15 protein-coding genes and 1 pseudogene are annotated in these 22910 nt (G+C 72.9%); 9 read left to right on the top strand and 7 right to left on the bottom strand.

Annotated elements, in window-relative coordinates:
• Positions 1–106: 106 nt before the first annotated feature.
• Positions 107–1372: an alpha/beta fold hydrolase gene (locus tag AB0C78_RS38780; protein WP_360758203.1), complete on the bottom strand. Its 1266-nt coding sequence runs from the start codon at positions 1370–1372 to the stop codon at positions 107–109.
• A 7-nt stretch (positions 1373–1379) separates the two neighbouring features.
• Positions 1380–2219: a helix-turn-helix transcriptional regulator gene (locus AB0C78_RS38775; protein ID WP_360758270.1), complete on the bottom strand. Its 840-nt coding sequence runs from the start codon at positions 2217–2219 to the stop codon at positions 1380–1382.
• A 368-nt stretch (positions 2220–2587) separates the two neighbouring features.
• Here AB0C78_RS38775 and AB0C78_RS38770 point away from each other — a divergent pair, with 368 nt between their 5' ends.
• Complete coding sequence (locus AB0C78_RS38770; protein WP_360758200.1) at positions 2588–2941, top strand: YciI family protein; 354 nt, start codon at positions 2588–2590, stop codon at positions 2939–2941.
• Between the two features lie 184 nt (positions 2942–3125).
• The gene (locus AB0C78_RS38765; protein ID WP_360758268.1) at positions 3126–4382 is read left to right on the top strand and encodes an RNA polymerase sigma factor; all 1257 of its coding nucleotides are present in this window, start codon (positions 3126–3128) and stop codon (positions 4380–4382) included.
• On the opposite strand, the gene AB0C78_RS38760 is transcribed toward AB0C78_RS38765, so the two are convergent.
• Entirely contained in the window at positions 4376–5545 is a 1170-nt protein-coding gene (locus tag AB0C78_RS38760) for an FAD-dependent monooxygenase (protein ID WP_360758198.1), read from the bottom strand. The two genes, AB0C78_RS38765 and AB0C78_RS38760, sit on opposite strands and share 7 nt — an antisense overlap.
• Before the next feature lie 126 nt (positions 5546–5671).
• Entirely contained in the window at positions 5672–6253 is a 582-nt protein-coding gene (locus AB0C78_RS38755; RefSeq protein ID WP_360758195.1) for a helix-turn-helix domain-containing protein, read from the bottom strand.
• Between the two features lie 207 nt (positions 6254–6460).
• On the opposite strand from AB0C78_RS38755, the gene AB0C78_RS38750 reads away from it, so the two are divergent.
• Positions 6461–7420 carry a threonine/serine dehydratase gene (locus tag AB0C78_RS38750; protein WP_360758193.1) on the top strand — a complete coding sequence of 320 codons (960 nt, stop codon included), beginning with the start codon at positions 6461–6463 and terminating at the stop codon, positions 7418–7420.
• A gap of 18 nt (positions 7421–7438) precedes the next feature.
• Here AB0C78_RS38750 and AB0C78_RS38745 read toward each other — a convergent pair whose 3' ends face one another.
• The gene (locus tag AB0C78_RS38745) at positions 7439–8164 is read right to left on the bottom strand and encodes an SDR family oxidoreductase (RefSeq protein ID WP_360758190.1); all 726 of its coding nucleotides are present in this window, start codon (positions 8162–8164) and stop codon (positions 7439–7441) included.
• Positions 8165–8211: 47 nt separating this feature from the next.
• Here AB0C78_RS38745 and AB0C78_RS38740 point away from each other — a divergent pair, with 47 nt between their 5' ends.
• Positions 8212–8757, top strand: coding sequence for a MarR family transcriptional regulator (locus AB0C78_RS38740; RefSeq protein WP_360758189.1), 546 nt, complete (start codon positions 8212–8214; stop codon positions 8755–8757).
• A 3-nt stretch (positions 8758–8760) separates the two neighbouring features.
• Here AB0C78_RS38740 and AB0C78_RS38735 read toward each other — a convergent pair whose 3' ends face one another.
• Positions 8761–9822 carry an RNA polymerase sigma factor gene (locus AB0C78_RS38735; protein WP_318839235.1) on the bottom strand — a complete coding sequence of 354 codons (1062 nt, stop codon included), beginning with the start codon at positions 9820–9822 and terminating at the stop codon, positions 8761–8763.
• Between the two features lie 98 nt (positions 9823–9920).
• On the opposite strand from AB0C78_RS38735, the gene AB0C78_RS38730 reads away from it, so the two are divergent.
• The gene (locus tag AB0C78_RS38730; RefSeq protein ID WP_360758185.1) at positions 9921–10544 is read left to right on the top strand and encodes a TetR family transcriptional regulator; all 624 of its coding nucleotides are present in this window, start codon (positions 9921–9923) and stop codon (positions 10542–10544) included.
• On the opposite strand, the pseudogene AB0C78_RS38725 reads toward AB0C78_RS38730, so the two are convergent.
• Positions 10534–13906: pseudogene (locus AB0C78_RS38725) on the bottom strand (pyruvate carboxylase). The gene AB0C78_RS38730 and the pseudogene AB0C78_RS38725 overlap by 11 nt on opposite strands.
• Positions 13907–14219: 313 nt before the next feature.
• On the opposite strand from AB0C78_RS38725, the gene AB0C78_RS38720 reads away from it, so the two are divergent.
• From AB0C78_RS38720 to AB0C78_RS38705, 4 genes are all read left to right on the top strand, one after another.
• A complete protein-coding gene (locus AB0C78_RS38720; protein WP_360758183.1) occupies positions 14220–17693 on the top strand; it encodes an AAA family ATPase in 3474 nt (1157 codons plus the stop codon).
• A gap of 1772 nt (positions 17694–19465) precedes the next feature.
• The gene (locus AB0C78_RS38715; RefSeq protein ID WP_360758180.1) at positions 19466–20452 is read left to right on the top strand and encodes a MinD/ParA family protein; all 987 of its coding nucleotides are present in this window, start codon (positions 19466–19468) and stop codon (positions 20450–20452) included.
• Positions 20449–20751 carry a hypothetical protein gene (locus AB0C78_RS38710; protein WP_360758177.1) on the top strand — a complete coding sequence of 101 codons (303 nt, stop codon included), beginning with the start codon at positions 20449–20451 and terminating at the stop codon, positions 20749–20751. Before AB0C78_RS38715 ends, AB0C78_RS38710 begins: the two co-directional genes overlap by 4 nt.
• Positions 20748–21695: a DUF6177 family protein gene (locus AB0C78_RS38705; RefSeq protein WP_360758174.1), complete on the top strand. Its 948-nt coding sequence runs from the start codon at positions 20748–20750 to the stop codon at positions 21693–21695. Before AB0C78_RS38710 ends, AB0C78_RS38705 begins: the two co-directional genes overlap by 4 nt.
• The last annotated feature ends 1215 nt before the right edge of the window (positions 21696–22910 follow it).

Below are 22910 nucleotides of genomic sequence, written 5' to 3'. Positions count from 1 at the left end.
GATCTGGACAGATCAACCGCCCCATCCGGCGCGCCGCCCTATCCAGTGGGCGGTCCCATCCGCCGCGCCGCCCTATCCAGCGCGACCTTGGCCGGTGTGCGGACGGTCAGGCCTCGCCGCGGCGGAGGGCGATGAGGCGGTCCAGGACGTTCGCGTCCGCGGACAGGCCGTTGTGCGCGTACTCGCTCGTCACCCACGTCCGGATCCCCGGGATGGCGGCGGCCGTCGCCATCGACATCTCGCGGTCCACGTACATGTCGTCGTAGTAGACCGCCGCCGCCACCGGGACGGTCGTGGACGCCAGGCGCTCCGGGTCGTACAACGCCGGCCATTCGTGCGCCGCGACCAGATCGGCGCACTCCCGCAGCGGGACCAGCGCCGGGTCCTCCTCGAAGAACGACGGGAAGATCGTCTCGCCCAGGAAACGGAACGGCTCGGCCTGCGGCGCGAACTCGGGGAACTCCTCGACGACGCGCGCGGCCGACCAGTTCGACGCCGTCCCGTTGCTGAGGGACGACTCATGGATGAGCGCGTAGAGCGGCTGCGCCGCGAACGAAACGAGCGCGTTCACGCCGTGCAGGAACGTGTCGGACAGCCGGTCCTCGGCGATGAACGCCTCCTCCAGCAGGTAGTGCAGGTTGTCGAACTGCGCGGAATGACCGAGCCCGATGCCCAGGCCCTGGAACCGGCGGACGGTCAGCCGCTCCCCGCCCGGCAGGCGCTCGTCGGCCCGGTCCAGGTGCGCGGCGATGCGGCGCGCGACGTCCTGGTCCCCCGGGTAGCGCGCGAAGTAGCGCTCGTTGGCCGCGGCGATCCGCCGGTACGCGGCCCGGTACCACTCGTCGGGCGTCGCCGTCAGGCTCGGCAGCCCGCCGGTGATGAACGCCTCGCTCAGCCCCTCCGGCGCGATCGACAGGTACGTCACCGTGCAGAAGCCGCCGAAGCTCTGCCCGAGGACGCTCCACGGGCGGTCCCCGGCCAGGTGGCGGCGCAGCAGTTCCGCGTCGCGGACGATCGAGTCGGCGCGGAAGTGCCGCAGGAGTCCGGCGGCGGCCTTCGGATCGGCGGGGAGCGTCTGCCGGTTCAGCGGCGTGCTGCGTCCGGTGCCGCGCTGGTCGAGCAGCAGCACCCGGTATTCCTTGAGCGCGCGGGCGAGCCACGCCGCGGGCATCGCGCCGGGCCGCGGGGACTTGTTGCCCGGCCCGCCCTGCAGATAGAGCAGCCACGGCAGGTCCGCGTCACGCCTCCCAGGCGCGACGACCTCCCGCGCATAGATCCGGATCGTGCCGCCGGCCGGGTCGCCGTGGTCGAGCGGCACGTCCAGGAAATGATCGGTGCACGCGTACCCGGCCCGGACGAACGAGTTCCCCATTCCCCCACTATCCCTGACCCGCGGCGCCGCGGGTCAGGACGTCGGCGATGAGGTCGGGGGTGCGGGCGGGCGGCTCGGCCTGCACGCCCAGCCGGTTCAGTGCGTCCCGGTACCGGATGACGTCGGACGGGCGGTCCGGGTACAGGGCGCCGGTGAGCTGCTCCAGGTACACGACGTCCGGGAGCTCCGGCTCGGCGAACCGGAGCAGGGTCACCGGGCCGCTCTCGACGGCGTGCCCGCCGGAGGCGAACGGCAGCACCTGGACGGTGACGTTCGGCAGCCGCGAGACCTCGACCAGGTGCCGCAGCTGCTCGCGCATCACCTCGGGGCCGCCGACGACGCGGCGCAGCGCGGCCTCGTCCAGCACCGCCCACAGCTTCGGCGGCTCGGGCCGGTCGAGGACGTGCCGGCGGCGCATCCGCAGCTCGACGCGGCGGTCGACCTCCTCGGCGCTCGCGTCCGGGTACCGCGCGGCGATGAGCGCGCGGGCGTAGCGCGGGGTCTGCAGCAGGTCCGGGACGTTCTGGACCTCGAACACCCGGATCAGCACGGCGCCCTGCTCCAGCCCGAGGTACGGCTCGAACCAGCCGGGCACGACGTCGGCGTACCGCTGCCACCAGCCCGGCCGGTTCGCCTGCTCGGCCAGCTCCAGCAGCGCCTCGCGGCGGACGGGGTCGTCCACCCCGTAGAGGGTGAGCAGGTCGGCGACGTCGCGCTCCTTGAACCCGACGCGGCCCAGCTCCATCCGGCTGATCTTGGAGTGCGAGCCGCGGATCTCGTAGCCGGCGGCCTCGGTGGAGATCTCGGCGGCCTCGCGGAGCCGGCGCAGCTGCGCGCCGACGACCATGCGGAGCACGGTCGGGCCGGCCGTGCCGGACGGGACGGAAACATCGATACCGGACACCTCGGGCGACGCCCCCGGTCCGACTCTCGGGTCTCCCACGGGACGCCTCCTCGGCGCACGTCGACGTGCCTTCCGCAAAGAAGTTACCCGCCCGCGAGCCCGTTGCCCAATGCACCCGGACGGACCGTTTCGTGCGTTTCTCAGGTGATTCGTCCCGTCGGCCGCCGGCGGACCGGCGCTGACCTGGCAGGATACGAGCCGGCAAGAAAATCCCGAAAAAAGTCGCGGCGGATGTCGATCCGGCCCGCCCCCGCTCGACGCGTCAGTGAGGGCCGGGAAGGACCCGGCCCGGCAGGACCACGGAGGCACCGATGCGCTTCATGATGATGACCACCGACGACGGCCAGGCCCAGGGCGAGCCCGACGAGGCGATGATGGCGGAGATGGGCGCGTTCATCGCCGAGATGTCCGCGTCCGGGGTGCTGCTGGCGACCGGCGGCCTCGAGCCCGGCGGCACCCGCATCAAGGCGTCCGGCGGCAAGGTCACCCTCACCGACGGCCCGTTCGCCGAGGCCAAGGAGATCGTGGTCGGCTTCGCGCTGGTCGAGGTGCGCAGCCGGGAGGAGGCGATCGAGCTGTCCAAGCGCTTCTTCCAGATCGTCGGCGACGGCGAGGGCGTCATCCAGCAGGTCTTCGGCCCGGGCGACGAGGTCCCCGGCGCCTGACCCCGGGCGCCTGACCCCGGCGCTTGGCCTGGGCCGGCGGGGCAGGCGGTGACCTGCGGGGAGGCGGCGTCCGGGTTGCGCGGCGGGCGGCGCGGGTGCTGTCATCGGCACCGTGACGCCATCCGCCGCCCCGGACGCCTCCGGCGCCCCCGACCCGCGCGCCGGCAGCGGACGCCCGTCGGGCGTGCACGCGAGCATCGACGCGGTGTGGCGGCTGGAGTCCGCCCGCATCATCGCCGGGCTCGCCCGGCTGGTGCGCGACGTCGGCCTCGCCGAAGAGCTCGCGCAGGACGCGCTGGTCGCCGCGCTCGAGCAGTGGCCCGAGTCGGGCGTCCCGGACAACCCGGGCGCCTGGCTCATGGCCGTCGGCAAGCGCCGCGCCATCGACCGGATCCGCCGCGAGCAGCGGCTGGAGACCAAGCTCGAGGAGCTCGGGCACGGCCTGGAGCCCGAGGCGCGGGAGGCGCCGCCCGAGTTCGACCTCGCCGCCGACGACGAGCACATCGAGGACGACGTCCTCCGGCTCGTCTTCACCGCCTGCCACCCGGTGCTGTCCACGCAGGCCAGGGTCGCGATGACGCTGCGCATGCTCGGCGGCCTCACCACCGAGGAGATCGCCCGCGCGTTCCTGACCTCCGAGCCGACCGTCGCGCAGCGGATCGTCCGGGCGAAGCGGACGCTGTCGGAGGCCGGCGTCCCGTTCGAGGTGCCGGAGGGCCCCGACCGGGCCGCCCGGCTGTCGTCGGTGCTGGAGGTCGTCTACCTGATCTTCAACGAGGGCTACGCGGCGAGCGGCGGCGACGACTGGGTCCGCACGGACCTGTGCCAGGAGGCGCTGCGCCTCGGCCGCATCCTCGCCCACCTCGCGCCCGGGGAGCCGGAGGTGCACGGCCTCGTCGCGCTGATGGAGATCCAGGCGTCCCGGATCAGGGCCCGCACCGGGCCGTCCGGCGAACCCGTCCCGCTGCACGAGCAGGACCGCGCGCTCTGGGACCGGCTGCTCATCCACCGCGGCTTCGCCGCGCTGCTGCGCGCCCGCGAGATCGGCGCGCCGCCCGGCCCGTACGTCCTGCAGGCCGCGATCGCCGCCTCGCACGCGCAGGCCGCCACCGCCGCCGACACCGACTGGGCGCAGATCGCCTCGCTGTACGGGCACCTCGCGGAGGTCGCGCCGTCCCCGATCGTCGAGCTGAACCGGGCCGTCGCCGTCGGGATGGCGGACGGTCCCGAGGCGGGCCTCCGGCTCGTCGACGCCATCGCGGGCGAGCCGGCGCTGCGCGGCTACCCGCTGCTGCCCGGCGTCCGCGGCGACCTGCTCGCCCGGCTCGGCCGGACCGCCGAGGCCCGCGCGGAGTTCGAGCGCGCCGCGGAGCTCACCCGCAACGCGCCCGAACGCCGCGTCCTGCTCGGCCGGGCCGCCGCCCTGCACGGCGCTCAGTAGTCCTTCACGGTGAACGCGTTGACGATCTCGCCGAAGTCCTGGAAGTCGATGACCTCGGTGTCCTTGCCCATCTCGGCGTCGCGCTGCGCGTCCACCCGCGCCTTGTTCGTCAGCGCCAGCTCCTGGTTCGCCGCGACGTACCCGCGCAGCTCCCGCTCGTAGGCCGCGAACGCCGCGCGGTGGTCGCCGCCCGCCGCCTTCAGCTCGCCGGCGAGGACGTACGCGCCGACCATCGCCATGCTGGTGCCCTGCCCCGACAGCGGCGACCCGCAGTACCCGGCGTCGCCGAGCAGGACGACCCGGCCCTTCGACCAGGAGTCCATGTGGATCTGCGCCATCGCGTCGAAGTGGAAGTCGGGCGCGTCCCACATCGTCTCGAGCAGCCGCGGCAGCTCCCAGCCGCCGCCCTCCAGCGCGTCCGCGAGGATCTTCTTCTGCGCGGCGGTGTCGCGGTAGTCGTACGCGATCGGCTGCTCGGACTCGAAGCCCAGGTAGACGCGGACCTCCTCGTTGTCGCGGACGCTCATCACGCCGCCGCCCCACGCGCTGCCCGGCATCTGGTGGAACACCTGCCAGCGGTCCAGGCCGAGGAAGTTCGGTGCCGTCCACACGCCGAGGTAGGTGCCGAGGTGCGAGATGAACCGCTCCTCCGGCCCGAAGACGAGCCGCCGCGTGTTGGAGTGCGCGCCGTCCGCGCCGACGACCAGGTCGAACGTCCGGACGGTGCCGCTGCGGAAGGTCACGCGGACGCCGTCGTCGTCCTGCTCCAGTTCGGCGATCGAGTCGCCGAACAGGTACTCGACGCCGGTGCCGGCCGCGTCCGCGATGATGTGCGACAGGTCGTCGCGGAGGATCTCGATGTCCGGGCTGTCGAAGTCGCCGGCGGTGATGGTGCGCTCCTCGCTGCGGTACAGCTCGTTGCCGTCGGCGTCCACCATCGACATCCCGCGCATCTGGACGCGCCGCTCGCGGATCAGGTCGAGGATCCCCATCCGCTCGGCGACCTCCAGCGCCGGACCGCGCACGTCGATCGCCTGCCCGCCGTCCCGCAGGCCCTGCGTGACCTCGACGATCGTGACCTCGAACCCGTAGCGGTCCAGCCAGTACGCCAGGGCGGGGCCGCCGATGCTCGCGCCGGAGATGAGGACCTTCGTGTTCTCCATGAGTGACTCCCTCTCAGGGGCGGGAGGTGCTTCCCGCCGTCACTCAGGAGACTGGCCGCGCCCGCTGACCGCGCCCGCACCGTCCGCTGACGGGCCGGTCACGGGCGGGCGGTCACGGCTCGCCGGTCACGACTGGGAGTGGGCGGCGTGGGCGGCGTCGATCTGCTCCCAGGCGACCTGCAGCAGCGCGGCGCGCTTCTCCTCGGGCGTCCCGTCCATGGAGGAGATCGCGAAGGTGCCGAAGTAGACGGTGAACAGCGCGCTGAGGGAGCGGACGCGGTCCAGGACGGGCCTGTCGGGGTCGGTGAGCAGGGTGCCGAGCTGCTGCATGCGGTCGCGGAAGGTCTTCGGCGCGGACCGGTCACGCAGCGCCGCCTGGTTCTCCTGGAGGAACTGGAAGACCGGGGCCCACTCCTCCAGCGCCTCGTTGAGGCGGCGCAGCAGCTCCCGCCTGGTCTCCAGCGTCGTCGGCTGGGTGCGGGCCCAGGCGATGAGCTCGTCGAGCCGCTCGCCGATGCCGCCGACGAGGGCGTCGAGGATGTCCTCCTTGGTGCGGAAGTGGTAGTACAGCGCGGCCTTTGTCACGTCGAGCCGCTCGGCGATCTCCCGCAGGGAGGTCTGGTCGTAGCCGCGTTCGAGGAACAGCTCCAGCGCGACGTCCAGGATGCGTTCCCTGGTGTCCTTGCGACGCGTCTGCGGCTTGCTCACGGTGTGCCTCTCCTCCGGCCGGCCTGCCCGCCTCCACCGTATCGCGGCAACTTACTTGACGCCCGGCTAGTTAGTGCGGCTAGCGACCGGCCCCGGCCGGGGCGGAGGCGCCGGGCACCCCACGGAACGCGCCACGCGCCAGGAGCGACCGGACGGGATGGTACTGATAGTGGATGCGGGCGCCGCGTCCGCGGAAAGGAGCCCCCCGTGATCGCGCTTCCGGACGTCGAGGCCGCCGCGGGACGCGTCGCCGGCCGCATCCGCGAGACGCCGCTGCTCGCGGTGGACCCCGGCCCGCTCGCCCCCGCCGGACGGATGTGGCTGAAGCTGGAGCAGGCCCAGCACACCGGGTCGTTCAAGGCGCGCGGCGCGTTCAACCACATCCTCGCCGCGAAGGCCGGCGGGCGGCTCCCCGCGACCGGCGTCGTCGCCGCGTCCGGCGGCAACGCGGGGCTCGCGTTCGCCTACGCCGCCGCCGAGGTCGGCGTGCCCGCCGAGGTGTTCGTCCCCGAGACGGCCCCGGCGGTGAAGGTCGCGCGGCTGCGCGCGCTCGGCGCCGCCGTCGTTCAGGTCGGCACCCGCTATGCCGAGGCGCAGGACGCCGCCACCAAGCGCGCCGCCGACACCGGCGCCCTGTTCTGCCACGCCTACGACCAGCCGGAGGTCTGCGCCGGGCAGGGCACCCTCGGCCTGGAGATCCTCGACCGGACCGGCGGCGAGGTCGACACGGTGCTCCTCGCCGTCGGCGGCGGGGGCCTGATGGCGGGCGTCGCCGCCGCCCTCGAAGGCCGCGCCCGCGTCGTCGGCGTCGAACCGGAGACCATCCCGACCCTCGAACGCGCCCTGCACGCCGGCCGCCCGGTGGACGTCCCGGTCTCCGGCGTCGCCGCCGACTCGCTCGGCGCCACCCGCCTCGGCGACATCGCGTACGCCGTCGCCGCCCGCACCGGCGTGGCGCCGGTGCTGGTGTCCGACGACGCGATCATCGAGGCGCGCCGGTTCGTGTGGGAGGAGTACCGGCAGGTCGTCGAGCACGGCACGGCCGCCGCGGTCGCGGCCCTCCGCACCGGCGCGTACCGTCCCTCCCCCGGCGAGCGCGTCGTCGTCGTGCTCTGCGGCGCCAACACCGACCCGTCCGATCTCCTCCTCGACCCCGGCGCGTCCTAGGCGGAGACGGGAGTCCGGTCAGGCGCCGATGTAGGCGCCGCCGTTGAGGTGGAGCACCTGCCCGGTGATGTGGCCGGCGCCGGGCGAGGCGAGGAACGCGGCGAGCGCGGCGACGTCCGCCGGGGTTCCGGCGCGCTTGGTGGCGGTCTGCCCGACCAGCATGGCGCGCCTCTCGTCGGTCAGCTGGTCGCCGAAGAACTCGGTGTCCTCGATGAGGCCGGGCGCGATCACGTTGGCGGTGATGCCGCGCTCGCCCAGCCGCGCGGCCAGCTCGGCGTTCCAGACGCGCATACCGGCCTTCGCCGCGCCGTACGATCCGCCGCCGCGGCCGCCCGCGATCGAGCCCATGCTGATCACGCGGCCGCCGCGGGCGAGCCGCGGTTCCAGGGCGGTCGTGACGAGGACGGCGCTGACCAGGTTCGTCTCCAGGTTGGCGAGCCAGGCCTCGCGGACGCCGGCGAGCCCGGACGGCGCGGGCCGTCCGGTGTCGGTGTTGCCGCCGGCGTTGTTGACGAGGACGTCCACGGTCTCGGGCAGCTCGGCGAGCGCGGCTTCGATCCGGCCGGGGTCGGTCACGTCGAAGACCGCGGGCCGCACGCGGGGGCCGAGGCCGGCGGCGGCCTCGGCGAGCACCTGCTCGCGCCGGCCGGTGATGACGACGTCCAGGCCGTCCGCCGCGAGGGCCGCCGCGACGGCCCGGCCGATGCCGGTGCCGCCGCCGGTCACCACTGCGCTGCGGGTCATGGGGACCTCCTTTGTTTAGGTCTAAACTTCGTCCTAAACTAGGCGCCGTGGAGGACGAGCGCAAACACGGGGACCCGGTCGACGCCATCGCGGAGGCGTGGGCGCGCGAGCGTCCGGGCACGCCGGTCGCGTCCATCGGGATCATCACCCGGGTGTGGCGCGCGGCGAAGCTGCTCGGCGACGAGCGGCGCCGCACGCTGGCCCGGCTCGGCATCGACACGGCCACCCTCGATCTGCTGTCCACGCTGCGCCGGCACGGCGCGCCGTACGCGATGACGCCCGGCGAGCTGCGCGAGGCGTCGCTGCTCACGGCGGGCGCGATCACGCAGCGGGTGGCGCGGGCGGAGCGGGCGGGGCTGGTGGAGACCGAGCGCGGCCCGCGCGGCCGGACGTCGTCGGTGCGGCTGAGCGACGCCGGCCACCGGCTGATCGAGGACAGCGTGAACCGGCTGCTCACCTACGAGGACTCGCTCCTCGACCACCTGGACGAGGACGAGCGCGAGCGGCTCACCGAGCTGCTGCGCCGCCTCCTGGACGGGCTCGTCGAACGGCTCGGGGCCGACGCCAAGCCCGGCCAGGTGGGCGAGCGCTGAGCGTCAGGAGAGCAGGTCGGCGAGGGTCTCGCGGCGGGACGGGTGGCGCAGCTTGTGCATCCCCTTGGACTCGATCTGCCGGATGCGCTCGCGGGTCACGCCGTAGACCTTGCCGACCTCCTCGAGCGTCTTCGGCTCGCCGCCCGCGAGACCGAACCGCATCGAGATGACGCCGGCCTCGCGCTCGGTCAGCGTCTCCAGCACGGCGTCGAGCTTGCCGCGCAGCATCGACGACGCGACGACGTCGGCCGGGTCCCCGCCCTCGGGGTCCTCGATGACGTCGCCGAGCTCGCCGTCGCCGTCCTCGCCGAGCGGGGTCTGCAGGGACAGCGGCTCGCGGGCCTGGCGGCGCAGCCACTCGACCTTCTCCGGCGTGACGTCCAGCTCGACGGCCAGCTCCTGCGCGGTGGGCTCGCGGCCGAGGTCCTGCATCATCCGGCGGCGGATCCGGGTCATCCGGTTGAGCACCTCGACGACGTGCACCGGGATGCGGATCGTCCGGGACTGGTCGGCGAGCGCGCGGCTGATCGCCTGCTTGATCCACCAGACGGCGTAGGTGGAGAACTTCAGGCCGCGCCGGTACTCGAACTTCTCCACGGCGCGGATGAGCCCGAGGTTGCCCTCCTGGACGAGGTCGTTCAGCGGCAGGCCGTGGCCCATGTACCGCTTGGCCAGCGACACGACCAGCCGCAGGTTGGCCTCGACCATGTGCTCCTTGGCGCGGCGCCCGTCGGCGGCGATCCAGGCGAGGTCGTCGCGGTCCTGCGGGGACAGGGCGTCGCCGAGGGTCTCCAGGCGTTCGCGCGCGAACAGCCCGGCCTCGATGCGCTTGGCCAGCTCGACCTCCTGCTCGGCGGTGAGCAGCGGGGTCCGGCCGATGCGGGAGAGGTAGTCCTTCATCGGGTCGACGAGGTCGCGGCTCGCGGTCGCGCCGCGAGCGGAGGCGCCCCGGGCGGCCGCGCCGCGGGTCGACGCGGCGCGAGCGGGCTCGGGGGACGCGACACGGGGGGTGCTGGCGTTCAGGGCGGTGTCCTTTGCTCGTCCGGCCGGGAGGGAACGGGTCACCCGATCTCGGTACCCGGCAGCCCGGCGGCATAAACTTAGGTCGACTCCATAGGTGTGTCAACTATAAATTTAGGTCGACCTATGGCAAGATGGACGGCATGGGTTTGCGGGAGATGAAGAAACAGCAGACGCGGCAGGCGATCTCGCACCAGGCGACGCGCCTGTTCCTGCGGCACGGGTTCGACCGGGTGACCATCGCCGACGTCGCCGCCGCCGCGCAGGTCGCGAAGATGACGGTCACCAACTACTTCCCGCGCAAGGAGGACCTGGCCCTCGACCTGCACGAGGAGTTCGTCGCCCAGCCCGCCCGGACGGTCGCCGAGCGCGCGCGGGGCGAGTCCGCGCTCGCCGCGCTGCGCCGCGCGTTCCTCGACGCCGTCGACCGGCACGACGCGGTCATCGGCTTCTCCGGCGCCGACTTCGCGCGGATGATCACCGAGAGCCCGGCGCTGGTCGCGCGGCTGCGCGAGTTCCACGAGGAGCGCGAGCACGCGCTCGCCGCCGTCCTCGCCGCGGAGGCCGGCACGAGCCCGGACGACGTGCTCGTCCGCGTCGCGTCGGCGCAGCTCATCGGCGTCCACCGCGTCCTGTTCGAGGAGACGCTGCGCCGCACCATCGCCGGTGAGGACCACGACGCGATCGCCGCGGCCCTCACCGACTCCGCCAAGAAGGCCTTCGACCTGCTGGAACCGTCGCTGAAGGACTACGCCGTCAGGCGATGACGAGCAGGAGGTCGCCGGCCTGGACGGGGGTGGCTTCCGGGACGGCGAGCCGGGTGACGGTGCCGGCCACCGGGGCGGTGATCGCGGCCTCCATCTTCATCGCCTCGATCGTGGCGACCGTGTCGCCCGCCGCCACCTGGTCGCCCTTCGCGACGCGCAGCGTGACCGAGCCGTCGAACGGCGCGCCGACGTGGCCGGGTTCGGCCGGGTCGGCGCGCTCCACCGGCGGCGCGTCCGACGCGACCGACTTGTCGCGCACGGACAGCGTGCGGAGCTGGCCGTTCACCGTGCAGATGACCTGCCGGACGCCCGCCTCGTCGATGTCGCCGACCGCTTCGAGCCCGGCCAGCACGCGCACGCCCGGTTCGAGGTCGAACGCGACCTCCTGGCCGGTGCGCATGCCGTAGAGGAACGCGCCGGTCGGCAGGACCGACAGGTCGCCGTACGCCGCGCGCGCTTCGCGGTACTCCTTCGCGGGCCCTGGGAACAGCAGCCGGTCGAGGGTGTCGCGGACTTCGGGCCCCGGCGAGCGCCTTCTCCTCGGCGCCGTCCAGTTCGGCCCGGGCCGGGGTGTACTGGCGTCCGGCGAGCGCCTTGGTGCGGAACGGCTCGGGCCAGCCGCCGGGCGGGTCGCCTAGCTCGCCGTTGAGGAACCCGATGACGCTGTCGGGGATGTCGTAGCGCTCGGGGTTCTCGGCGAAGTCGTCCGGGTCGGCGCCGGCGGCGACGAGGTGCAGGGCGAGGTCGCCGACGACCTTGCTCGACGGGGTGACCTTGACGAGCCGGCCGAGGATCCGGTCGGCCGCGGCGTAGCAGCGCTCGATCTCCTCGAACCGGTCGCCGAGGCCGAGCGCGACGGCCTGCTGCCGCAGGTTCGACAGCTGCCCGCCGGGGATCTCGTGCTGGTAGACGCGTCCGGTCGGCGACGGCAGGCCCATCTCGAACGGCGCGTAGAGCTTGCGCACCGCCTCCCAGTAGGGCTCCATCACGGTGAGCGCGTCGAGGTCGATCCCGGTGGCGCGGCCGGTGAAGTCGGTCGCCGCGACGATCGCCTGCAGGGGCGGCTGGCTGGTCGTGCCGGAGAGCGGTGCTGCGGCGCCGTCCACGGCGTCGACACCGGCTTCGATGGCCGCGATGTAGGTGCCGAGCTGGCCGCCCGCCGTGTCGTGGGTGTGGAGGTGGACGGGCAGGTCGAAACGCTCGCGCAGAGCGCTCACCAGTGTGCGCGCGGCGGGAGCGCGGAGCAGACCGGCCATGTCCTTGATGCACAGGATGTGGACGCCCGCCTCCACCAGCTCCTCGGCGAGACGCAGGTAGTAGTCGAGCGTGTAGAGGCGCTCGTTCGGGGACGACAGGTCGCCGGTGTAGCAGAGGGTGCCCTCCACCAGCGCGTGCGTCTGGAGCGCCGCGTCGATCGCCGGACGCATGCGCTCGACGTCGTTCAGCGCGTCGAACACGCGGAAGATGTCGACGCCCGTACTCGCGGCCTCCTTGACGAACGCGCGCGCCACCGAGTCGGGGTACGGCGTGTAGCCGACGGTGTTGCGGCCGCGCAGAAGCATCTGGATGCACAGGTTCGGTGCCGCTTCCCTGATGGCCGCGAGCCTGTCCCAAGGGGACTCGCCCAGGAAGCGGAGCGCGACGTCGTACGTGGCGCCGCCCCACGCCTCTATAGAGAGGAGCTGCGGGGTCATGCGTCCGAGGTAGGGCGCCGCGGCGACGAGGTCGTGCGTGCGTACGCGGGTCGCCAGCAGCGACTGGTGCGCGTCCCGGAACGTGGTGTCGGTGACGGCCAGCGCGTTCTGTGCGCGCAGCCGCTCGGCGAACGCGCGCGCGCCGAGAGCCAGAAGGTGGTCACGCGAGCCCTGCGGGAACGGCCCGTCGTGCTGGAGCGGCGGGAGCTTGGTCGCCGGGTCCAGGTTCGTGGGCGCGTCGCCGTGCGGCTTGTTGACGGTGACGTCCGCGAGGTAGCGAACGAGCCGCGTCGCACGGTCACCGCTCGACCGGGCCGTCAGCAGCTCGGGATGGTCGGCGATGTAGGACGTGGTGACGCCGCCCCTGCGGAAGTCCGGCTCGTCCAGCAGCGCCTGCAGGAACGGGATGTTCGTCGAGACGCCCCGGATACGGAACTCGGCGACCGCCCTGCGCGCGCGCCGCACGGCCTCCTCGAACGTCCGTCCCCGGCACGTCAGCTTGACCAGCAGCGAGTCGAAGTGCGGCGACACGATCGCGCCGCCGTGCGCCGTCCCCGTGTCGAGGCGGACCCCGGCGCCGCCCGGCGACCGGTACGCCGAGATCTTCCCGGTGTCGGGGCGGAACCCGTTCGCCGGGTCCTCGGTCGTGATCCGGCACTGCACCGCGAACCCGCCGACCGTCACGTCCTGCTGGGAGATGCCGAGGTCGTAGAGGGTCTCGCCGCCCGCGATCCGCAGCTGGCTCTGCACCAGGTCGACGCCCGTGACCTCCTCGGTCACGGTGTGCTCGACCTGGATGCGCGGGTTCATCTCGATGAAGACGTGCTCGCCGCGGTCGTTGACGAGGAACTCCACGGTGCCGGCGTTGACGTAGCCGATCTCGCGGGCGAACTTGACCGCGTCCTCGCACAGCCGCTCGGCGACCGCCGGGTCCAGGTGCGGCGCCGGTGCGATCTCCACGACCTTCTGGTGGCGCCGCTGCACCGAGCAGTCGCGTTCGCGCAGGTGGACGGTGTGGCCCGCGCCGTCCGCGAGGACCTGCACCTCGATGTGGCGGGGCCGGTCCACCGCCTGCTCCAGGAAGACCGTCGGGTCGCCGAACGCGCTCTGCGCCTCGCGGCGCGCCGTGTCCACGGCGGCCTCCAGCTCCTCGCGGTGGTCGACGCGGCGCAGCCCGCGCCCGCCGCCGCCCGCCGCGGCCTTCACGAACAGCGGGAACCCGACCTCGTCGGCCGCCTCCAGCTCCCGCCCGGGCTCCGGCGTCGCCGACCGCAGCACCGGCAGGCCCGCCCGCCGCGCCGCCGCGACCGCCTCGATCTTGTTGCCGGCCAGGCTCAGCACCCGCGACGGCGGGCCGACGAACGTGATCCCGTTGCGCTCGCACGCCTCCGCCAGCTCCGGGCTCTCCGACAGGAACCCGTAGCCGGGGTAGACCGCGTCGGCGCCGACCCGCAGCGCCGTCTCCACGATGCCGTCGACGTCCAGGTAGGCGCGGACGGGGTGGCCGTGCTCGCCGATCTCGTACGCCTCGTCGGCCTTCTGTCGATGCAGCGACAGCCGGTCCTCGTGGGCGTAGACGGCGACGCTGGCGATGCCGAGCTCGTACGCGGCGCGGAACGCCCGTACGGCGATCTCGCCGCGGTTCGCGACGAGCAGCTTTGTGATCACGTGTTCTCCCAGGAGACGGCTCGGGCGCGTCCGCCCGCACCCGACGGCCTCCCGGGCTCGGCGCTGAGCGTCGGAGGAGCATGGGCCGGTCCGGCGGGCGAACCGAATCTTCGGATACCTACCCAGTTGACCGGCCGGGCGTTGCCTGGGATACCCCGTCCTCTTGTGAACAAAGTGATAGATCGCGTTTAGCGAGAAAAATGCCTGATTGTTCCGTTCGGCCGGTCCACCGGCCGGCGGCTTTCGCGGCCGGGGGCGCGCGCGACGCTCTAGGCTGTTCGGTCGGGTTTCGTGTGCTTGTAGGGGGAACAGGGTGCGGCTGCCGGAACATCTCGAACTTCTCGTCTCCGACGAGCCCGTCCTCGACGTGTACTCCTACGGGCCCTGGCGCGTCCCGGACGGCCTGTACGACGAGATCCGCGCCCGCATCGACAAGCTCGCCGCCGATCCGCGCTGCAAGGACGCCACCACCGACGAGCACTCCCTGCTCACCGCGCCCGCCCCGCTCGTCGTCGCGGAACTGCTCCTCACCCTCGACTTCCTCCTCGGCGCCGGAGCCGTCAACGCCGGCACCCACTCCCGCCTGCAGTACCAGTTCTTCAACCGGTACCACAACGAGCCCCGCGACCCGCTGCGCGACGCCGGCGGCTGGGGCGTCAGCCGCGGCTCCTTCCAGCCCCTCGAATGGCTCGAGGACTGCGGCGACCAGGACCTCGCCCTCGCGCTCGCCCGCGAGTCCCTCGACGTCTTCGAGGGACTCGAGCCGATCGAGCAGCGCCGCCAGGCCCTCATCAAGCTGTACGACGACCCGCCGCCCGCGCTCCGGATCCAGACCCCGCTCCCCGAGCAGCGCGCCCTGTGGCTCGCCCACGCCAGCGACGACATCGTCACCGTCCTGCCGGAACTCGCCGGCCCCATCGGCTACCTCGAATGGGTCTGCTCCGGGCTGCTGCCCGTCCACGAGCACCTCCGCGAGGTCGCCCCGCACGACGAGACCGCCGACGACCTGCTCGTCCACCTCCTCCTCCAGGGCGGGCTCAAGCAGGTCCCCGCCGAACTGTCCGTCGTCCTCACCGAGGACCGCTACGGCGAGCTCCTCGAACGCTTCGCCCGCGACCGCGACACCTTCGAACCGAACCCCTGGTACCTCAACGAATGGGGATGGCTCGGCCGCGCCCTCGGCGCCGGCGCCATCGACGCCTGCCGCGGCTGGCTCGACATGGCGATGCGCTTCACCGGCTGTGTCCAAGGGCTGCCCAACGAACCGCGCATCCCCGACCCCGAATGGATCCCCGTCGGCGAGTTCGGCGCCGACGTCCGCCGCCTGTTCACCCCCCGCCGCCGCATGGTGAACCCTCTCGCCGCCGGCGTCGGCACCGCCCCGTCCCGGAACCGCCGCACCCGCCGCGCCGAGGTCGGCTCCGGGCTCGTCGGGCAGCCCGACGTCGTCGCCGCCCTCGAGACCATCGCCGAGACCGGCGGGCCCGTCCGGCTGATGCTCGTCGGCCCCGACGGCACCGGCAAGCGCGACGCCGCCCAGGAGATCGCCCGGCTGCTCCGCGAGCACCGCATCGTCGACCCGCCGCTGTGGCTCGCCGACGACTTCTTCGCCGGCAAGGAGGTCTCCTCCGCCACCACCCAGCTCTACACCGAGGCCCGCGACGCCGCCGGCACCCGCCTCATGGTCATCGACGGCCTCGACGACATGTCCCGCGACGGCCGCAGCGGCGAGGCCATCGTCGAGGAACTCCACCGCGCCCTCGACGTCCACGACGACCTCCACGTCGTCGCCCTCTGCGAACCCGGCGGCGACGAGCGCATCCGCGAGGTCAACCCCGGCCTGTCGCTGCGGTTCCAGGTCGTCCGCACCCACCCGTTCGACGCCGACGGATACGCCGAACTGTTCAACCGCGCCCTCCAGCAGCGCGGCGCGCGCGCCCACAAGCGCGCCCTCACCGCCGCCGGGCAGCTCCTCGTCCGGACGCCGCCGATCCGCAACCTCCGCAACGCCCGCCTCGCCCAGCGCCTCGCCGACATCGTCGTCGAGAACGTCCGCGCGAACACCCCGCCCGGCGAGGAACTCGTCGTCAAGCGCGCCGACGTCCCCGCCACCTTCGACACCGCCGGCACCCCGTCCGACCCCATGGCCGAACTCGCCGCCCTCACCGGCCTGCGCACCGTCAAGGCGGAGATCGAACTGCTCGTCGCCGGTGCCAAGGCCGCCAAGCTGCGCCGCGAGGCCGGCCTCCCCTCGCCCGCCGCGCCCGCCCGGCACATGGTCTTCACCGGCGACCCCGGCACCGGCAAGACCGTCGTCGCCCGCCTCCTCGCCCGCATCTTCAAGGACCTCGGCGTCCTGTCGTCCGGCCACCTCGTCGAGGCGTCCCGCTCCACCCTCGTCGGACGCTACGTCGGCGAGACCGCCGTCAAGACCCGCGGCGTCGCGCAGAGCGCCGTCGGCGGCGTCCTGTTCATCGACGAGGCCTACGCCCTCACCGAGACCAGCATGTCCGACGACTACGGCCAGGAGGCCATCGCCGAGCTCATCAAGGTGATGGAGGACCACCGCGACGACCTCGTCGTCATCGTCGCCGGCTACGAGCGCGAGATGCAGCGCTTCATCGCCTCCGACCCCGGCCTCGCGTCCCGCTTCCCCACCACCGTCCGGTTCCCCGACTTCACCGACGCCGAGCTCGTCGAGATCTTCACCGGCCAGGCCGCCGCCGCGGGCCTGTCCCCCGACCCCGCCGCCCTCGACAAGATCACCGAGCTGCTCCGCCGCGCCCCGCGCGGCCGCTCCTTCGGCAACGCCCGCGTCATGCGCAACCTGTGCGAGCGCGCCACCGCCCTGCAGGCCCGCCGCGTCACCGCGCTCCGCCGCCCCGGCCCCGACGACCTCGCCGCGCTGCTCCCCGGCGACATCCCCGACAGCCTCAGCGGCGCCGGACGCGTCCTCCCCGCCACCGACCCGCTCGCCGAACTCGACGCCCTCGTCGGGCTCTCCGCGGTGAAGGAGGAGGTGCACCGCCTCGCCGCCGAGGCCCGCGGCGCCGAACTGCGCCGCGCCGCCGGCAAGCAGGTCACCGTCCCCACCCGGCACATGATCTTCACCGGCAACCCCGGGACCGCGAAGACCACCGTCGCCCGCCTCGTCGCGTCCGTCTACGGGCACCTCGGGCTGCTGTCGTCCGGCCACCTCGTCGAGGTGTCCCGCGCCGACCTCATCGGCCCCTACCTCGGCCAGACCGCCCCCCGCGTCCGCGCCGCCGTCGAGCAGGCCCTCGGCGGCGTCCTGTTCGTCGACGAGGCCTACTCCCTCGCCGGCGACGCCTACGGCCAGGAGGCCGTCGCCACCCTCGTCCAGCTCATGGAGGAGTACCGCGGCGACCTCGTCGTCATCGCCGCCGGCTACGAACGCGAGATGAACGCCTTCCTCACCGCGAACTCCGGCCTGGCGTCCCGCTTCCCCAAGCGCATCGCCTTCCCCGACTACACCGACGACGAGCTCACCGCCATCTTCGAGCACCTCGCCGCCGCCGAAGGCCTCACCCTCGCCCCGGACGTGCGCGGACGGCTCCGCGCCGTCCTCCGCGACACCCCGCGCGGCCCGTCCTTCGGCAACGGCCGCCTCATGCGCAACCTGCTGGACGCCGCCGTCGCCGCCCAGTCCGAACGCCTCACCGCGTCCGGCTCCCCGTCCGACACCGAGATCATCACCCTGCGCGCCGACGACCTCCGCACCGCCGCCCCCACGTCCCCGGAGAGCGCCACGGGCCTGTACCTGTGACCCGTCCACACATGGTCTGACGCCGCAACACACAATTGGTCGGAATCTCCCGCCTGTGCCTGTCTAGACTCGTCTCGCCCAATCAATGCGGAGCTGGAAGGGGCTCGGTGTCCGATCGAGACTGGCAGCACACGGTGCTGCGCGACCTCGGCACACTGGAAACCGGCCTGGTCCCCCCAAACCCACGCCCAACACCGCCCCCGCCCTCGGCCACCGCCCCGGAACGGGACGCATCTTCTTCCTCGCCCTCGGTCACCAGCACGTTGCGGGACCGCCCTTCCACCCCGCCCACCGGCACCCGCACCCCCACAGCCCCCTTCGCCCGCACCACCGTCCCCCGCTTGCCCCACGCCCTCGCAACCTCCCGCGCAGCCACGCTCCCCTCGACCCCACCGGCCTCGTCCTCGACCGACCCGCAGACCACGGCCACCGCCGACCGGACGCCCGAATCCACCCCACCGGCCTCACCCATTCCCGGATCGTCCAAGCCCTCGGCCGCCGACGCGCGCCCAGTGCCCTCCGCATCCGCCCCGTCAACGGATGCTCCCTCCTCCAGGAGCGCTGACGGGACGGCCCCCTCCGAAGCAGCGGACGTCTCTCCGGAGGCGGACCCGTCGACCGCCCCCACCAACTCGGCGCCGCCCGCAACCTCCGAGTCACCCGCACCCGCGAACCAGCCCATCACCGCAGATGGCAGGGCAAACAACGCCTCCATGGCACCACCGTCCACGCCGTCGACGGCCACCGCACCCGCTGGCAGCAGACCGGCGGCCCACACCGCCGCAGACGTCGACCATCCGACGCCACCTACAACAACAGGTTGGGTGGTCACCCCGCCGTCCGAACCAACACCGGCGTCCTCCTCTCCCCCAACAACCGCCGAACTCCGAGTTGAGCCGCTTCCCAACACGGGAGACTCATCGCCCCAGCCATCCGCCCCCACGAACGCCGAGCGGCCCGCATCCCCAAGCAAGACGACACCGCCCGCAGACCCTCACCCCTCCACCTGGACGACCGACTCCATAGACGCCCCTCCGGCGACATCGGGATGGACGATCCCCCCTCCATCCGAGCAGCCGCCTGCCGCACCACAGCCCGACCCGCGCGCGCACGGGTCTGCCGCATCACCGTCCGGACCGTCAACTACCGCACCTCCGGTGGCCCCACGCCTCGAGCCATCCCTGCCCACGCCCAGCGCAGCGCTCTTCGGGCAGCCCCAAGCCGCGCCCGGGCCTGAGCCTTTCGGTCAGGCCCCGGACGCACCCGGCGCCCCAGCGCCCGTGCCACCTGCTCACACACCCGGACCGGAGCCGTTCGGCACGACCCCGGACGTAGGCGGCGCAGCACCGCTAAGGCCATCGCCCCACACGCCCGGCCCGCCGCCACCCGGGCCGTCCACCCCCGCGCCCAGCCCGGCGTCACTCGAGCCGTCCACCCCCACACCCAGCCCGGCGTCACTCGGGCCGTCCCCACAGACACCCGAAACAGCGCCGGCCGAGAAGAACTCCCCTCACGCACCCGGTCCCCTGCCGCCCGAGCCGTCCGCCCACACGCCCGGCCCGCCACCGCCCGGGCTGCCTTCACACGCCCCCGGTCCCCTGCCGCTCGAGTCCCCCGCCAACGGGCCCGGCCAACTGCCACCCGAGCAGAACTCCGCCCAGGTCCCCGGCCAACTGCCACCTGGGCCGTCCACTCAAGCACCCGAAACAGCACCACCCGACGGGAACTCCCGCCACGCGCCCGGTTCCCTTCCGCTCGGGCCGATCTCCGACATGGCGCCGCACAGCGTTCCCGCATCGGCGCCGGTCAGGCCGTCCGGTCCCAGCGGCGTGCCCGACCGGTTCGGCACGCCGGCCGGCGGCGTCCCCGCTCCTCAGGACCTCGTCCGCCGCAACCCGCACGGCGACCCGATGGCGCGGCGGCTCGGACGCGGGGTCCGCCGCGCGATGGGCGCGTCGGCCGCCGGGCAGGTCCGTGAGCTGGCGCAGCTCACGGCTCAGATCGGCGTTCCGGTCCCGTCGAGCCGCCGGATCGCGGTGACGAGCATCCGCGGCGGCGCCGGCAAGTCGACGATCACGGCGCTCATCGCGGGGATCCTCCGGCAGTACCGCCCGGACCGCGTCCTCGCGATCGACGCCGACCCGGGTCTCGGTTCCCTGGCGCTGCGCATCGGTGTCAACGCGCCCAGTTCGCTCCGGGACCTCGCCGCCGCGCGTCCCAGCACGTGGGAGGAGACCGCCGCCCACCTCGGCCGGACTCCTGAAGGCCTCTTCGTCCTGCCCGCCGCCCCGAAGGGCGCCCTCGCGGACGACCTCGACCACGCGACCTTCCAGCACGGTACCGGCCGCCTCGGACGTTACTTCTCGACCACCGTCATCGACTGCGGCGGCGGGCTCGTCTCCGAGCTGCAACGCGGGATCCTGCACGGCGCCCATGCACAGGTGTTCGTCACCCCTGGCACACCCGACGGCGCCCTCAGCGCGCGCGCCGCTCTCAACTGGATGGCCTTGAACGGTTTCGGTCCGCTCCTCCAGCGCACGGTCATCGCCCTGGTCTCGCACACGCCAAACCCGGACGCCGACCTGGACCGCGCCGCGCATCTCCTCAGCAGCGGCACGCTCCCCGTCACACTCCTCCCGTTCGACCGGCACTTGGCGGCCGGTATCGCCATCGCCCCCGAACGCGTCAGCATGCCCACCCACGGCGCCGCGACCCGAATCGCGGCGGACGTCTTCACCCGTTCTTTGAGCGCCTCATGAGCCGCGAACTGATCGTCCTCACCTCCGAGAAACCGACCTTGGATCTTCAAGTCCTGGCCTCCCTGCCTCTCCACGTAACGGGAAATTACGTCTTCGACGCCGAAGACCGCCTGCTGCTGCGCGTCCAAGAGCCCGTCCTGATATCTGTCCCAGGCGAAACCGAGCGCCTCCTCGGAATCGAGTCCGCCACCCCCGTCTGGTGGACGGAGATCCATATCGCGACGGCTTCTCCCGAGGCCGATCACCTGGCTCAACGCTGCGCCGAGACCCTCGACGGCACGATCTGGACGGCTCGATGACGGAAACCGCAGGCGGCGCCGACGTCCTCACCGCCCAGGCCATGGTCATGCTGGCCGACCGCCCTGTCGTCGCCCTTTCCCCGGCCGTCTCCCAGGCCCTCTCCGAATGCGAGCGAACGAACCGGACCCTCCAACTGGTCACGTCCGCCACCAGCCGATTGACCCTTCCTCTCCGAGCATCCAAAGCCCAGTGGCTTGTCCACGACGACGGCTACTACGAGGGGCTTAGCGGCCGCCCGATGCACTGGAACGGCACCGCCTTCGTTCCGCTCCCTGATGCCCGCGACTACGCCCCTACCTATACGACGCCCCCGACCGCGCCCATCGGAAGCCAACTCGTCCTCACTTTCCAAGCCCGTCACGCCCCCACGGCCGTCCTCGGCTTGCACACCGAGAAGCTGATGCGTCTCCTGACCGGCGAACCGCCAAAGGGCTGGGGCCTGACCGAACCTCTGCAACATCCCTGGGATCCCGAAGAACTGACGGTCCACGCAGCGGCCACTTCTTCGTCCCGCATCATCGCCATTGGAGCAAGCAGCCGCCCGACGATAGCGACGTCGGACTTCTCGCCCCTCGTCCCCCCGGCCTCCGGCACCGCCGAGATGACGACGCTCACCATCGGCTACACGGAAGACGAAGACCCCCCGATCCCCCAGCTACCGTCCTTCATCGACCTCTTGTCGGCGGACCACCCCCTGACCGCGCTGCTCGCACAGCTGATCCCCGGCCGCCCCGACCTCACCACCGAACCGCGCTGGATGGGCTCCTCCGCCCCCATCGGCCTCGCCTCCGCCGGCGCCTACACCGGCCCACCGGGCTTCTCCCGCAAACGCCTAGGCCCTCCCGACGCTCCCCTCACTTGGTTCCACCTGGGCGACGGCTACTCCCCCGAATACTGGCAACGCCACCAAGACCTCCTAACCCACCTCCGCCGCACCCCCTGAGCCCTTCATGTCCGTGCCCGCACACCCGGTTCCGACGCCGCCGCAGCGCCCAGCAATGGCCTGGCCGCCGACCCGCCCTTCGAGCCTGAGGGCAATCCCCGCGCCTCACTCAGCGCCCGCCGCCGAGCCGTGGCTGGCCGCGTCAGCGAAACGCTTCCGTCCTCGGGAATTCGCCCGCAGGGCCCGCGGCGCCGGGCTAACCGTCATCGAGGACGACCGTGACGGCGGCTTCGGGCTACAGCCGCCATCGTTGAGCGGCGGGAGGACCCCGCTCCACCAGGACTAGCCGAGTGGCTTGGGCTCGACGGCCTTTCCAGCCCGGGTCAGGCGCAGACGAAGGGGGGTGACGAAGGGGGGAGGTGATTTCGGGGTCGCGGTCCATGCCGGTCTCGTACCGGCGAGGTAAGAGCCGCCACTGCCGTCGCCGAGTGGGGTCCACTGACTACCGAGGGACCAGAGGATCCGCTGTGAGGCGCAGGCGCCACAAAGCCGCTCGGAGCTGGGGAGGACGGGCCGCCGCTCGAATCCGTTCTGCCAGCCTTCGCTCCACCGGCTGCCGCAGCTCCTACTCCCCCGTTCCCGGCGATCCAGGACCGTCCGCCACGGGAGCGCCACCACCCGTGGGAGACCTTCGTCTCTGTATAGCCGCTGTGGATCGCGGTGGAGAGCTGGCCGCCGGCCTTGGCAAGGGCGCCGGTGGCCTCGGCGGGCATGCGCATGTCCGCGATGGCGAAATCCGTGGCACCGCCCTTCCAGATCATGTTCTGATGCGTGGTCTTTGTCTTGGGCCCATCCTGCAGCGCGACGTCCCAGTGGCCGACCTCGCCGACCTGCGTCTTTAGGGTCGTCAGGGTGCGCTGAAGGTTGGAGAGGTGATCTCCTAGCGCCGATGCGACCGTAGGAACTGCCGGCGATGGACCTCGAGCGGCGCCGCCCCGATGGAGCCGCCGCCGGGCTCGGGAGCGGTGGTCGGGGCCGAGCCAGTGATGTGCGTCGCGAGGCCGTTGCGGCGATCTGGGGACGGCGTGACCGGGGACGTGGGTGGCCGGGTGAAGGAGTTGGGGGAGGGCGGGCGGAGGGGCTTGGGCAGAGGGTGTTGCTTGTCGGTGTGGGTCAGGAACTCCACATGGCGGTGTTCTGGCGTTCGGCGCCGAGGTGGATGTCGTGGGATTCGCCGATGACCTTGCTCATGCCGGAGACGGCGGTGGCCATGCG

The sequence above is a fragment of the Actinomadura sp. NPDC048394 genome, assembly GCF_040651755.1.
GTDB classification, from domain to species: domain Bacteria; phylum Actinomycetota; class Actinomycetes; order Streptosporangiales; family Streptosporangiaceae; genus Spirillospora; species Spirillospora montaniterrae.
Note: the sequence above shows the minus strand (reverse complement) of the source record. Positions and strands in the feature narration are given on the sequence as shown.

Bases quoted from the DNA above. Each gene is read 5' to 3' on its own strand.
- AB0C78_RS38780 (WP_360758203.1), bottom strand. From the start codon at position 1,372: ATGGGGAACTCGTTCGTCCGGGCCGGGTACGCGTGCACCGATCATTTC.
- AB0C78_RS38775 (WP_360758270.1), bottom strand. From the start codon at position 2,219: ATGGTCGTCGGCGCGCAGCTGCGCCGGCTCCGCGAGGCCGCCGAGATC.
- AB0C78_RS38770 (WP_360758200.1), top strand. From the start codon at position 2,588: ATGCGCTTCATGATGATGACCACCGACGACGGCCAGGCCCAGGGCGAG.
- AB0C78_RS38760 (WP_360758198.1), bottom strand. From the start codon at position 5,545: ATGGAGAACACGAAGGTCCTCATCTCCGGCGCGAGCATCGGCGGCCCC.
- AB0C78_RS38745 (WP_360758190.1), bottom strand. From the start codon at position 8,164: ATGACCCGCAGCGCAGTGGTGACCGGCGGCGGCACCGGCATCGGCCGG.
- AB0C78_RS38730 (WP_360758185.1), top strand. From the start codon at position 9,921: ATGGGTTTGCGGGAGATGAAGAAACAGCAGACGCGGCAGGCGATCTCG.
- AB0C78_RS38715 (WP_360758180.1), top strand. From the start codon at position 19,466: ATGGCGCCGCACAGCGTTCCCGCATCGGCGCCGGTCAGGCCGTCCGGT.
- AB0C78_RS38710 (WP_360758177.1), top strand. From the start codon at position 20,449: ATGAGCCGCGAACTGATCGTCCTCACCTCCGAGAAACCGACCTTGGAT.
- AB0C78_RS38705 (WP_360758174.1), top strand. From the start codon at position 20,748: ATGACGGAAACCGCAGGCGGCGCCGACGTCCTCACCGCCCAGGCCATG.